Below are 13,735 nucleotides of genomic sequence, written 5' to 3' on the forward strand. Positions count from 1 at the left end.
AAAAAAGAGTTGAAGTTTTCGAGAAAATTCGAGAGAAATGAAGGACATGAAGTTATCCATTGGAAACCTCCCCCAGTCGCTTACCGAAGAAGCCCTCGAAAAACTTCTTTCTGCTCATGGAAAAGTGGAACACCTCCAAATCAAACGGGACAAAATCACCAAGGTATCCTTGGGATATGGAACGGCGGATATGGCGGATGCTGATGCAGCCAAAGCAATTTCTGCTCTCAACGGAAAAGAAATCGAAGGAAAGGCAATTGTCCTAGTCAATCAGGAAGAACTTACCAAGTCGCAAAACGAAGCTGCAAAAAAGAAAGGAAGTCCTGCTGTTTCCAAACCTACTTTTGGCAGAAACCAAACTTCTGGTGGTGGGAATACAGGAGTCCAGAGGAGAGGCGGGTCTCGCGGTTCGTAAATGAGACAACTGACCGGCAGTTACCTCTCCATTGGAGCTGGAGAGAACCAAATCCCTCTCATTCGGGCTGCAAAAGCTAGGGGACTCAAAGTCATCTCCGTAGACACAAACCCGGAAGCACCAGGACTTGTGGAATCAGATATTCGTATATTAGAATCCACTCATGAATATCGAAAAATCCTCCATGCCATGAGTCGGGTACCCCTTCCCTTCAAACTGATGGGAGTAGGATCCAGGTCATTCGGAAAAGCAGTTTATACAGTTTCTTATTTAGCAGAAAAATTAAAACTCCGGGGGAATCCCAGGGAGACTGTGAATTTGTTTTTGGACAAAGAAAGGTTCAAAAACTCCGTTGGGAAATATGGAATTCCCCTCCCTCCTTCCTTACAAACGAATTTACAACCCAAAGCCAAAGAAAAAAAAGTAGAACTCACGTATCCACTTATCGCTAAACCAAAAGAAGGTTCTGGAAAAAAAGGAATCACTGTTTTGGAGTCCGAGTCAGAATTCAAAAAATTCACACGTTTGAAAACAAGTGAAGGTTATCTTTTAGAGCCATTGGTTTCAGGGGATGAGGTTACGGTCCTTGGTTTTGTGATCGCCAGACGATTTTATTTGATCTCCTTAACAGACAAGATCACTACCGAAAAACCTAACTTTATTGAGGTGGCACATCTGACTCCATCCCAACATATCGATATGGCAGGGGAAATCAAAATGATTTGCCAGGCCGTTGTCACTGCAACTAAACTAAAAACGGGACCTTTTGTTGCCGAATTCAAAATTACTAAAAATAAAGAATGCCTCCTCATCGAATCAGCTCCAGAAGTGGGTGGAGAATTTTTAGCAGATGTTCTCATCCCAGAGCATTACGGATACAATTACTTTAATGATTTACTTTCTGTCACCATTGGTGAAAAAACTAGGCCAGGTTTTCTAAAAAAAGCGAAAGATGGGATCACCAAATCAGCTTTAGTCTTCACCCTACCCCCGGAACGACAAAAAAAAATGGGGGAACCCGTTTCCTTGGTGGCAAATACTGGAGAAACGATTTTTTTCCAAAAACAATTAGTCGCAAGTGGTGCGACTTTAGATAAATTAGAAGGCAATCACAAAAGAACCCAAGTGTTTGGAATCTCTACTAAACTCCCCATTTCCACCAAAGATTGGTTAAACTCCATTTTTGAAAGAATCAATTCATGAAAAATGTCTGGGATGAACACTATGAAAGACCAAAATCAAAATTGGCCTTTCCTGATGAAAATTTAGTTCGTCTTTTATCTAGGATCCAACCAAAGAACCGGAATGCTCTCGACTTTGGATGTGGATCGGGAAGGCATTCTTATTTACTTCAAAATGAAGGTTATGTGGTCACTGGTTGTGATACAGCCAAAACCACCATTGATCTGTTAAACGGGGAACCTTCTTCCATTCGTTTTTTACACACTCCAGATTCCAACCTACCTTTTTTTCCAAAAGAATTTGGACTGATTGTGAGTTGGGGAGTGTTTCATTACAACAAACGAGAAGAGGCAAAAAAACTCCTTCTCTCCTTATATGAATCACTTGAAGACGGGGGTTATCTTTTGGGTTCGATCCGAGCCGATGGAGATACTCATCTTGGCTTAACGCAAGGAAAAATGAACCTAAAGGACTTAAGCGGTGGTTATGCGGAAACCTATTCTCTCGAGGATTTAAAATCTTTTTTATCAATTTTTTCAAAAACATCGATTGGATATTCCGAAAGAACTCCACTGGGAAAACTAGAAGAGCGGATTTGCCACTGGTTTTTCCTTGCTGAAAAATAATGAATGAAAAATTTTCTTTGTCTGAAGAATGCCCACTAGACCAAACCTGCGACTGGGAACCGCTTTATACTACGACTGGAAAATATTCAGGTTTGTCCATTGTTGAATGCAAACATTGCAAACTCCAAACTCTCTTTCCTCGCTCAAACCAAAAAGAACTTTATACCAAAGATTACTACCAAGGCAAGGCGGATTACACTTACATAGACGAAAGAGAACATAAAAAATTTTTTCAGTATGTTTGGAAAGCAAGAATTCGTAATATCAAAAAGTTCATTAAAACTGGGAACTTTTTGGACATAGGATCCTCGTTCGGGGGTTTTTTAGAATCAGCAAAAGAAGAAGGATTTTCTGTTCAAGGTGTTGAGATTTCAGAGTATGCTTCCAGTTATGCGAATGAAAACGGAATTCCTACTTTTAATGGTAATTTGATCGAAGCAAGATTTCCAAATGGACATTTCAATGTGATCACGATGGTGGAAGTGATTGAACATATCGAAAATCCAAATTTATTTTTTAAAGAGCTCACTCGTATTCTAAAACCTGGTGGCTTACTTCTTTTACAAACCGCCAATTTTGACGGATGGCAAGCCAAAACAGAAGGTCCGAACTACCACTACTATATGCCTGGCCATGTATTTTATTACTCCGATACCATCCTAAAAAAAATATTGACGAACCTTGGTTTTAATCGTTTTGTATCGTACTTCGGAGTGGATTTTCCATTATATGCGAAACTACAAAAATCAAGAGGTTCCTTTCAAAACTGGAGGGATTACCTCCAATGGTTTCGTATTTCGTATTACCATTTTAAATCCAAATGGAAACGAAATGGATTTCCGATTACTTCAAGTTACGTTTTGTACGCTTTTAAAAAATAGGTAACCCCAATGAATGACTTCACCCAACCACCTTTGCTTGTACGACTCACAACGATTCCAGAAGAAAAAGGTTGGAAACGAAAACTCATTTTAGGGATCCGAGTTCTCCTTGTCTCGATTCACCGGTTTATGAAAGATGATTGCCTCATCATTGGATCAAGTTTGGCATATACAACCATTGTTACCCTCATCCCCACTCTCACAGTGGCCCTCGCCCTCATCACGGTGGCTTCGGGAATCCAAACCAGGCAGGGGGAAATGGTGGATGAAATCAATGCTTACCTACTTCGTAATAATATCCAATTTGATATCACACCATATTTGGAAACTTTGACAGATATCATTTCGACTGCTTCTCAAATTGGAGCGGTTGGATTTGTTGTTTTTATTTTTTCCGCAACAGCTGTATTAAGATCTTTAGAAAAAGCTTTCCATATCATATGGAAAATTGACCTTCACAGAAACTTTATCAATAAGTTTGTATTTTATTTCTTTCTCATCTCATTTGGCCCTCTTCTCTTTGTTGTCGGTAAAAATATCACTGATAAAATATCAGATTCGGTTCGACCTCCACATTTGAAGTCGATTGTTTCCACCAAACATGGAGAACTATGGGTAGCAGGTGAAAAAGGAAATATTGGTAGTATCAAAGAACTTAATCAATCTGTATCTTTTATCCCTAATTCTAGTATTGATTTTGAAAACATGCTTTGTGTTGACTTTGATACAGTAGAAACAGGGACCTGCAAAAAACCAGAGATCTCAAAAGAAAATTTTTTCCGAATTCGTAGCGTTGGAAATACTCTTTTTTCCATCTCAGAAGAAGGAAGTTTTCTTTATTCCAATGATTTAGGAAAATCTTGGAAACTTCATTCACTCAAAGGAATTGCTGTTTCAGATTTTGGTGCGATTGATTATGACACTTTGTTTATCCTAACAAAGGATACACGAACTCTTCGTTACGAAATTGGAAAAACCCTAAAAGAAATCAAAAGATTCACCGATCCTGCCATCACTCCCATTCGGATTCGTTTTTTTTCAGACAAAGATGGATTCATTTTAGATCGTGAAGGAAGGTTGTGGAAAACTAGCGATGGAGGGATCACTTTTTTCCCACAGGAAATCTCTCCTAAACCATTAAATGACATTGCGTTTCTCAATCGTAATGTTGGGTTTTTAGTAGGTGACAGTGGTGCTGTGTTCAAGACCGTCGATGGAGGTTATACTTGGACAGACTTAAGTCATAGAAAGTATTCCTACGAACGTGTTTGGGTTTTTGCATCTCCCAAAAAACAAGATTATGATGTTTATATCCTCACATCACTTGGTGACATTCTTTTGTCTGAAGATGAGGGGGAAAATTGGTCCACAGCGTATAAAGGAAAAGCCGGGATGATCTTAGATATGGTCCTCCTTTCCAAAAAATCAAAAGAAACTGCGGAAGTCCTAACAGATGGATCGGAACCTCTGGTAGAAGAAACTGTGGAAATTGAAACAGAAGAAGAAGCAGAAGCGAATTCCCAAAGCGAAAGTATGTTAGGTTTAGTGGGTGTTGGGGAATTCAATAAAATCATTCGAGTCGAAGAAGATTCAAAAGGCCAAACCATTTGGAAAAAATACCAAGGGGGGAAAAGATTCTTTTCTCTTTATTCCATATTCCAAATTCTCTTACCACTACTCGCTCTTTGGCTTTTCTTTTTGTTAATTTTTAACATCATCCCCAATACAAAAGTGCCGATCAAAGCATCTTCAATTGGAGCCGCAGTGACCGGGATCATTCTCATCATTTTCTTTTGGGGGTTTATCAATATCTATCTAACCTCATTCACGGAAAAAACGATGATTGTGTATAAGGCTCTTGCAGCAATCCCCATTGCTTTACTTGCCATTTACTCCATCTCACTCATCATTTTATACGGAGCGGAAGTCACCGCCACTTTACAATTCCCCGACAGATACATCCTTCCCAAACATCCGTTCGAAGATATTGATAGTAATCTGTCATATGAGTTTTACAAAACCATCCAGGTGTTGGCCCTCACCTATGTCCACCAAATGAAACAAGGAGAACTCATCAAACTTTCAAGCTTACGAAAAACACTTCTGATGCCAGAAAAAGATTTAACTACAATTTTAGAAAAGTTAAACGATGCCAAGCTGATAGAAATGACGGAAGACAAACGAGTTGCTCCTGTAAAATTAAAAGAGCAGATTGATTTAGTAGCTTTATACGAACAAACTTCTAGTTTTAAAATTGGGGCACCGAAAGAACTAAATAAAATTTCTCCAAAACTAAATGAAAACCTCAGTCTGTTAGAAGAGAAACTAAAAGAAGAGCTTAAAAAGATTTCGTTTAAAGATTTGGTTTAAACGAAACTAAATCAAACAAAACAATTGGTTGGTTTTGTTTGATTTAGTGATATTCGCAGAGCGATTTAATTTAGAAATAGGGATTTTTTTTCACCGGTGGAAGAGAGGCAGACATTTGTTTGTAAATCTCTTCCGCAAGTCCCATCGATTCGTTTTGAGAAATATTTTTAGCATACTCATCATAAAGCATATCTTCAAAAATCTCTTCTGCATAACCACCATCGATCATTTTCTCTTTGTGAATTGTGTTTTTCATTTCTTTGAGCATCATCTTCACAAAAACAGATTCAAATTCCACGGATGCGTCATAAAGTTTTTTGCGATAAGGATCTTCTTTGATCTCCTCACGAATGTTTTGCGGAACTCGGAGGGATGAGGAACTCACCTTTCCCATAATTTCTTCATGAGTTTCGAGTAAGTTTTGAAAATCCGACACACCGTCTTTTTTAGGTGGTTTCATTTCATCCGAATAGGATTTCACCCGGCTTAGGATAGATTCGTCCAGGGAACGGCTCAGGCGATTCGAATAGTCTTGGATTTTATGAATGTCCATATTATGTCTACTAAATCTATCGGCAGATTACCAAATTACTGAATCACAAGTTCCGCTTTTAAGGCCCCTTGTTTCTTTAAGGCCTCCAAAATGGAGATAATGTCCCGGGTGGAAGCTCCCACCTTGTTCAGAGCACCCACCACATCCGAAACTTGTGTAGTTTCTTTTAAAACAAAAACAGATTCTCCTTTGCCTTCCTCTTGGATGGGAAAAAAATACCGAGCCTTGTCTCTACTAGCAATTTGAATGGAGAGTCCTTGTTGGGATATGGCCACTTCATCGATAGCGATATTGGCCCCCATCACAATGGTTCCCGTTCTTTCGTTGATCACCACGCGAGCCACCGGTGAAGAATTTACTGTTAGGTTTTCTAACTTAGCAAGAAAGGCCAAATCGAGTTTGGGTTCTCCTGCTGCCATTTCCCCACTAGGATTTTGGCCGGAATTTTTTAGTGGCAAGGGAACAAGGACTTCGGTCGGAGAAACCACTTCTGGAACCACAGCAAGTTCCGCAGTAATGGCATCCACTATCGCACCCATCGTGGTATAATCTTTTTCTAGAAGTGTGAGTTTCACCGATTTAGTCACAGGGGCATTGGGAACCGATTTTTCTAAAATGGCACCCATAGGAACAAGCGCTGTATTGGATCCTGATTTTTTATCAGCCCCACCTCGTTTTTTCTCTTTTCCACCAAACGCAAGTACGCCGGAAGCAACGGCAATCGTTTCTCCATTCCCTGCTTTTAAAGGAGATTGTAAAAGCACTCCTCCTTCAAGAGAACGTGCATCACCGAGGGAAGAAACCAAAACATCAATTTTATCCCCCTCCTTTAGGTTGACAGGAACATTGGCAGTGATGAGAACGGAAGCTGTATTTTTGGCATCTCTTAGGTTCTTTTTGGTATTTACACCAAGACCAGCTAAATAATTTTGTAAAGCCTCTTCGGTGAGTGGGTTTTTTGTATCCCCTGTGCCATTCAGACCCACCACCAGACCAAATCCAGTGAGTTGGTTTTCACGAACCGCATCAATGCGCACCAAATCTTTTAGTCTCGTTTCTACTGCAAAACTGGGGAGAGTGGCAAAAAGGAAAATTATAAGTGCGAAAAAGAGATTTCCTAAAAATCGAAAATCTTCTTCTTTGAACTCTAGGTTTGATATATTTCGATTCAAAACAGTCATTGCCACTTACTCACTTTCACCTAAGAGTCGTTTGATATTCTTTAAAATGATTTCTTGTTTTTCTTGTTCAGATAGTTCTGCTTTTTCAGTTACAGTTCCATCGGGATTTGTGATTCTTTTCATTTGGACATTGGGATTCGTTAGTTCTTTTGGATTTAGAGTTCCTTGGTATTCCACTCTTAGGTTTGCAATCAAATCACTCGAAATAAAACGATTTTTGTCCAAATCTTCTGGAGAAATTGTACCGGACAAACGAAGGTTAATTCTTTCTTCTGATAAATTAAAAACCTTACTTCCTTCCAGTTCCAAGTTTCCTGTTCCAGGATCGATGCCAGTAACAAGAACTGCCATGACTCCCACAACTTTTCCTTGGGATTTCGATTTTCCTACTTTCGATCTCATATATGTGGAATTCGAGTTATAAGCAGGAAGGTCAGGAACTAACTTTTTATCGGGAACGGTTTTGATATCATTATCAAAAGTAGCTTTGTATTCAGACTCATATTCCACACGAAGTCCGTTTTTTAAAACCACCTTTACCACAGTTCCTGGTTGTATGGTTTTGGGATAAGAATAAGGATCTTTGTCTTTCCAAAGAGAATCCGCAGCCAAAAGAGAAAAATCGGAAAAGAAAATAGATACGACAAATACCAAGAGATAAGAGAGGGAAATCGACAGAATATTTTTTACTGTATCTTCCGACGCACCAATGGATTCCAAATCCAAATGCAAACACTCTTGTCGAATCAAACTGGAATGATTATTTTGTATGGAATTTTGATTCTTCATCATCGTGTATCGACCCTAAATTTCTGCAAAAAGGCAGATCCCTTCATTTTGGACTCTAGCTCTTATGATTTTTTGAGAAATCAGATTGAGGACAGGGATTTCATCGCCACGATTTCCTGAGGCAAGTGCTCTTGTTTTAATTTTTAATAAAAGATTTCCTGTCGTATACACAAGCTGAACCTCTTGTCCCCTTTCAATGGTGTGAAGGGTACGGACTTGTTTTTTTTCAATGGTCATGTCACTAAGAAAAGCATTCAGAGCAGTTTTCCCAACAGGACTTTCTTCCACATACTCGCGGTTATGGTCTGCTGTAAAAAAAGAACGGATTTCTACATCTTTCTCAGTTAACACTGTTTTTGCCGGGATTTCTCTCGTAGTAAAATAAGCGTTTTTCTTTTCTTCAATTAAGAAAGGAACAGATTCCGAATGAACCAACTTTCCATCAAAATAATAATCCAAGGGAAAAAGGCGTTTCCCCGCATGGAGGGTACGACCAGTGTTACGCCAAACAAGTTTGGTTCCTAAGATAGTGAGTAAAGAATCTTTTTCAGAACTCAACCGAAACAAATCTCCGTCTTCACCGATTGTTTGTTCCACAGATTCTTTTAAGTTTTGCCAAAGAGAACGTTCTAAATCTTTCTTTGAAATGAGAGTGGTTTTAGGAAGCAAAATCCCCTCTTTTCCCATTACTTCAAAAGAAACAGATTCTCCCGTCTCTGTTATTTCTTTCGCATAACGAGAATTTAAAACATCCACCAATTGTTCCGGTGTCAAAACTTTGGGTGATTGTAAATTATGAAATAGTACCGGGTTCCAATTTCCTTTCCAGTTGGTAAAATCTGACAAACGAACTTCCCCTCCACCCACAATGGTTTTGGGTTTTAGGTAAAGCCGAAAATCTTTTTCCTTTGCCAAAACAGGCAAAGATAGAACCAAACTAAAAAAGATAAGGAACCAAACTCTCATTAACGTTTCAAACCAATTGCCGTTGAAAGCATGTTATCCGATGTTTGGATGGTTTTGGAATTGGATTCGTAAGCTCTTTGTGCCACAATCATATTCACCATCTCTTCTACGATTTTAACGTTACTCATTTCTAAAAACCCTTGTAAGACACTTCCGTATCCTTCTTGCGAAGGCATCCCTGGAATTTCAGGACCAGATGCGACCGTTTCTCGAAATAAGTTTTTACCAACGGCTTGGAGACCCGCTGGGTTCACAAATCGGTAAAGTTCCAATTGTCCAATGGTGGTTGGACGGATATCGTTTCCGATTTTTACTGTTACTTCTCCCTCTTCAGAAACCATTAAAGTATTGAGGATGGCATTCTCTGGTAAGATGATAGGCGGTTCGAGTAAATAACCGTTAGAAGTAACCACTTGTTGGTTGGAATCAATTTTATAGGATCCGTCTCGTGAATAAGAGAAGGTTCCGTCGGGCATTTGGATTTTGAAAAATGCCATCTCACCGGTAAGGGCAAGGTCTAGTTTGTTTCCAGTAGCTTGGAAAGACCCAATTTCGAATAACTTTTGTGTGGCGGCAACTTTTACGCCATGACCCACATTCACGCCAGTAGGAATTTCGGAAACAGAGGTGGCTGGAGTTCCCGCAAGCACTTGGTGTTGGTAAACTAAATCTTCAAAGTCCACACGGTTCTTTTTAAAACCAGTGGTGTTTACGTTCGCAAGGTTATTGGCAACCGTATCAATATGGAATTGTTGGGCAATCATCCCGGTAGCACCGGTCCAAAGGGATCGCATCATAAAAAGGCACCTCTACAGCTTTCTATCGGTAAAGCCCGAAAAAAGCTAAGTGTCTTTTTTTCTAATTATGTCTTATTTTCCAGTGCTCCCAAATCCTCCCGCTCCTCGTTCCGTGGGGATAAGTTCCGAAACAACCTGTATCGGCAGCTGCGAAACCGAGTGAAGGACCATTTGGGCAACCCTTGTCCCGGGCTCCAAAACAAAATCCACACCACTTATGTTTAGAAGTGGGATAAGAATTTCTCCTCTGTAATCCGAGTCGATGGTGCCAGGGGTATTTGGCATAATGATGGAATTCTTTGTAGAAAATCCGCTTCTTGGTCGAATTTGGCCTTCATACCCTTCGGGAATACTCATCGCAAGACCTGTGGGAACAAATACCACTTTTCCATTTGGCAGGATTAGGTTTTCGGTGAGGCAAGCAGACAAATCCATCCCCGCCGAACCAGAGGTTTTGTATTCAGGGAGAACCGCTCCCTCTCTTAAAATTTGAATGTGCAAATTCGGTTGGTTCATTTTTATCCTTAAAAACAAATTCTATGCGGCAATTAATCTCTTCAAAAACCAAACTGGACCGGGATTTTGGCAAATTGACTCTCTGACATATCTCCCACGCAAGATAAGTGAACTTTCTTTAAATCAAACAATTGTTTTGCAGTTTCATTAATTTCATCCAAGGTAACTGATTTGATCGATTTCATTCGGTCTTCCAATGAAAAATACTTACCATAATAAATTTCTTGAAGGCCAATATTATTCATTCGGTTTTCGGGAAGTTCGTACCCGATGGCAATGGAACCCATTTGGTTGGATTTTGCATCAGCCAGTTCCGATTTAGAAAAACCATTTTTAGAAATACTTTCCAATTCTTTTAGAATGAGTTCCACACAGCGTGCTGCTTTTTCTTTGGAAGTCGCAGAGGAGATAGAAAAAAGTCCTGTTGTTTTGTAATAAGAAGGAAAACTATAAATGCTATAACATAACCCTTCTTTTTCTCTGATGTTTTGAAAAAGCCGCGAAGCCATACCTCCCCCAAGAATTGTGGAGATAAGTTGGGTGACAGTCACTGTTCGGTAATCTCTTTTGTTTCCATTCACACCAAGCATAATATGAAACTGCTCGATTTTACGGCGTTCTAAATGCTTCGAATAACTTTTTTTAGGTGCTGGAATGATAAGCTCAGTGGGATTTTTGCCTTTAGGATTTTCAAAATAAAAATATTTATTGGTTAGGTCTAAAATTTTTTCCCAGGTGAAATTTCCGGAAACGGAAATCACCATATTTTTGGGGAAATAATGTTTTTCAAAAAATGTTCGGATGGATTTTTCACTGACCCCTGTGACTGATTTTTTAGTTCCAATAATATCACGACCGTAAGGTGACTTCCCAAAGATATTACGAAAGTAATAATCATAAACAAAATCATCGGGTGCGTCCTCATAAGAACGCATCTCTTCCATAATGACACCTTTTTCCGTTTGGATGTCTTCTTTTCGAAAAAGAGGACGAAATAACATGTCGGAAAGAATATCGAACGCAAGTTCCGCTTGGTCTTTGATTGCAACTACATAATACTGAGTGTACTCACGACCAGTAGAACCATTTAAGATTCCTCCGACTCGTTCAATCGATTCAGCAATTTCTTTACTCGTTCTACGCTCTGTATCCTTAAAGAGCATATGCTCTAAAAAGTGAAAGTATCCGTGTTCAGCATTAGTTTCGGCAAGACTGCCCTGTTTCAAAAAAACACCCACCCCCATAGAGGATGCGTGTTTCATAGGTTGAAAGAGAACCGTTAACCCATTGGGTAAAACAGTTCGTTTGCATTCGATGACGGATGCCATTGGTTTTACTCCCCCCAAACAGCCGTTTGGGGACTGTTTAGTTGTCTAAAAGAACATCCTTACGGGAAAGGTCGATTTTTCCCATTTTATCAACGGAAATCACCTTAACTTGGATTTTGTCCCCTTCAGAAACAATATCACGAACCGATTGTACTCGTTTCACATCTAGTTTAGAGATATGGCAGAGTCCCTCTTTACCAGGAAGGATTTCTACAAAAGCACCAAAGTCAGCAATTCGTTTGATGACACCATCGTAGATTTTTCCTACTTCGATTTCTTCAAAGATCCCATCGATCATTGCGATGGCTTTTGCCTTAGACTCTTCACTTGGAGAAGCAATGGTTACTTTACCTGTGTCATCGACAGAAATTTCAGAACCGGACTGTTCGATGATCGCACGGATCATTTTCCCACCAGGGCCAATGAGTTCGCCAATACGATCTTTTGGAATTTGTTTCTGAGTGATGCGAGGTGCATTTAGGCTCAAATTACCTTTCACAGAAGAAATGGCTTTGTTCATTTCGCCAAGGATGTGGTCACGACCCACTTCTGCTTGTTCGATCGCTTTTTGTAAAACTTCCAAACCAAGTCCATTGACCTTTAAATCCATTTGGAAAGCAGTGATCCCTTTTTTGGTTCCTGCGAGTTTGAAATCCATATCCCCAAAATGATCTTCGATTCCTGCGATGTCAGAAAGTACCGCAAAACGGCCTTTTTCATCACTAAATAGTCCCATCGCAATTCCGGAAACTGGACCAGAAATCGGAACTCCCCCAGCCATAAGGGCCAAGGTTCCCGAACAAACAGAGGCCATCGAAGAAGATCCATTGGATTCTAAAATTTCAGAAACAAGCCTAATCACATAAGGAAAGTCAGTTTGCGATGGAAGGACTTTTTTAATCGCACGTTCTGCGAGATTTCCGTGACCAATTTCACGTCTTCCAGGACCTGAGTTACGACGAACTTCCCCAACAGAAAAAGCTGGGAAATTATAGTGCAACATAAAGTTCTTCTCTTTCGAACCTTCCAAAGTTTCATATCTTTGGTTGTCGGAAGTGGTTCCAAGAGTCATCACCCCAAGGGACTGAGTTTGCCCTCTAGTGAAAACTGCCGATCCATGTGGTCCAGGAAGTACATCAATTTCGCAAGAAATTTGACGAATTTCGTTTGTTTTACGACCATCAAAACGAATTCCTTCGCCAAGCACTAGTTCGCGAACCACTTCATATTCTAATTCATGTAGGAAATGTTTGATATCTTTCGATTTGTCTTCTGGAGCGAGTAGAGTTTTAAAATGTTCTACTGTTTCTTTATTAATCGCTTTTATGTCATCGTTACGTTTTGCTTTGTCTGCATTTTTGTTAGCAGCAGTTAAACGGTCAAAAGCGAACTCACGAATTTTTGCATGAAGTTCTTTGTCAGGAGCTTTTAAGACTACTTCCTTTTTTACGGTTCCGTTTTTCTTAGCTAATTCTTCTTGCATCGCTACAGCGATTTTCAGTTGTTCTTGTGCAAAACGCAGAGCCGCCATCATATCTTCTTTGGAGATTTCATTTGCTTCCCCTTCGATCATAACGATTGCATCTTTCGTTCCCGCTACTACCAAATCCAAATCTGATTTTGTAATTTCTTCGTTCGTAGGGTTAAGAACAAATTCTCCACCAATACGACCGATACGAGCACCTGCAATCGGGCCAGCGAAAGGAATGGAAGAAACAGAAAGAGCCGCCGAAGCTGCGTTAATCGCATGGCCTTGGACAGATACTTGTTTGTCTGCTGATAGAACTTGAACGAGGAGTTGTACTTCCGAGAAGTATCCTTCTGGGAACATAGGGCGAATGGGACGATCCAGAATTCGGGAAAGTAATACTTCGTGTTCTGCTGGTTTTGCTTCACGTTTGAAGTAACCACCAGGAAAACGTCCTACGGAATAGGCTTTCTCCGTGTATTCACAAGTAAGTGGGAAAAAATCTTGTCCTTCTTTTGGTTCGTCAGCAGCACAAACAGTGGCAAGGAGAACCAAATTTCCGGTTTTGTATACAACCGACCCGTGAGCTTGTTTCGCCCACTTGCCGGTCTCAATGGTGATAGAGTCTCTACCCCAAGAACCAGTAAACTCTGTAGCCATAGG

Annotated in this window: 13 protein-coding genes; 5 read left to right on the forward strand and 8 right to left on the reverse strand. The window is 40.0% G+C overall.

Annotation, left to right across the window (positions count from 1 at the left end):
* Nucleotides 1-46: 46 nt before the first annotated feature.
* Genes CLV96_RS03335 through CLV96_RS03355 form a run of 5 tightly spaced genes read left to right on the forward strand, consistent with a single transcriptional unit; the run spans nucleotide 47 to nucleotide 5,474 of the window.
* A complete protein-coding gene (locus CLV96_RS03335) occupies nucleotides 47-415 on the forward strand; it encodes an RNA-binding protein (protein ID WP_004788891.1) in 369 nt (122 codons plus the stop codon).
* Nucleotides 416-1,618, forward strand: a complete 1,203-nt coding sequence (locus tag CLV96_RS03340) for an ATP-grasp domain-containing protein (protein WP_004788287.1) — start codon at nucleotides 416-418, stop codon at nucleotides 1,616-1,618.
* Nucleotides 1,615-2,223, forward strand: a complete 609-nt coding sequence (locus tag CLV96_RS03345; RefSeq protein ID WP_004788458.1) for a class I SAM-dependent methyltransferase — start codon at nucleotides 1,615-1,617, stop codon at nucleotides 2,221-2,223. Before CLV96_RS03340 ends, CLV96_RS03345 begins: the two co-directional genes overlap by 4 nt.
* The gene (locus CLV96_RS03350) at nucleotides 2,223-3,104 is read left to right on the forward strand and encodes a class I SAM-dependent methyltransferase (RefSeq protein WP_004788705.1); all 882 of its coding nucleotides are present in this window, start codon (nucleotides 2,223-2,225) and stop codon (nucleotides 3,102-3,104) included. Before CLV96_RS03345 ends, CLV96_RS03350 begins: the two co-directional genes overlap by 1 nt.
* A gap of 9 nt (nucleotides 3,105-3,113) precedes the next feature.
* Nucleotides 3,114-5,474, forward strand: coding sequence for a YhjD/YihY/BrkB family envelope integrity protein (locus tag CLV96_RS03355; protein WP_004788364.1), 2,361 nt, complete (start codon nucleotides 3,114-3,116; stop codon nucleotides 5,472-5,474).
* A gap of 70 nt (nucleotides 5,475-5,544) precedes the next feature.
* On the opposite strand, the gene CLV96_RS03360 is transcribed toward CLV96_RS03355, so the two are convergent.
* From CLV96_RS03360 to pnp, 8 genes are all read right to left on the reverse strand, one after another.
* A complete protein-coding gene (locus CLV96_RS03360) occupies nucleotides 5,545-6,027 on the reverse strand; it encodes a rod-binding protein (protein WP_004788305.1) in 483 nt (160 codons plus the stop codon).
* A gap of 35 nt (nucleotides 6,028-6,062) precedes the next feature.
* Complete coding sequence (locus CLV96_RS03365; RefSeq protein WP_004789055.1) at nucleotides 6,063-7,214, reverse strand: flagellar basal body P-ring protein FlgI; 1,152 nt, start codon at nucleotides 7,212-7,214, stop codon at nucleotides 6,063-6,065.
* A complete protein-coding gene (locus CLV96_RS03370) occupies nucleotides 7,215-8,000 on the reverse strand; it encodes a flagellar basal body L-ring protein FlgH (RefSeq protein WP_004789228.1) in 786 nt (261 codons plus the stop codon).
* A gap of 12 nt (nucleotides 8,001-8,012) precedes the next feature.
* The gene (flgA, locus tag CLV96_RS03375) at nucleotides 8,013-8,963 is read right to left on the reverse strand and encodes a flagellar basal body P-ring formation chaperone FlgA (RefSeq protein WP_004788517.1); all 951 of its coding nucleotides are present in this window, start codon (nucleotides 8,961-8,963) and stop codon (nucleotides 8,013-8,015) included.
* Entirely contained in the window at nucleotides 8,963-9,760 is a 798-nt protein-coding gene (gene flgG / locus CLV96_RS03380) for a flagellar basal-body rod protein FlgG (RefSeq protein ID WP_004788667.1), read from the reverse strand. Before flgG ends, flgA begins: the two co-directional genes overlap by 1 nt.
* A gap of 72 nt (nucleotides 9,761-9,832) precedes the next feature.
* Entirely contained in the window at nucleotides 9,833-10,276 is a 444-nt protein-coding gene (gene dut / locus CLV96_RS03385) for a dUTP diphosphatase (protein ID WP_004788686.1), read from the reverse strand.
* Nucleotides 10,277-10,317: 41 nt separating this feature from the next.
* Nucleotides 10,318-11,604, reverse strand: coding sequence for a M16 family metallopeptidase (locus CLV96_RS03390; protein WP_004788883.1), 1,287 nt, complete (start codon nucleotides 11,602-11,604; stop codon nucleotides 10,318-10,320).
* A 37-nt stretch (nucleotides 11,605-11,641) separates the two neighbouring features.
* A complete protein-coding gene (gene pnp / locus CLV96_RS03395; protein ID WP_004788753.1) occupies nucleotides 11,642-13,732 on the reverse strand; it encodes a polyribonucleotide nucleotidyltransferase in 2,091 nt (696 codons plus the stop codon).
* Nucleotides 13,733-13,735 lie beyond the last annotated feature (3 nt).

The organism is Leptospira meyeri (genome assembly GCF_004368965.1).
GTDB classification, from domain to species: domain Bacteria; phylum Spirochaetota; class Leptospiria; order Leptospirales; family Leptospiraceae; genus Leptospira_A; species Leptospira_A meyeri.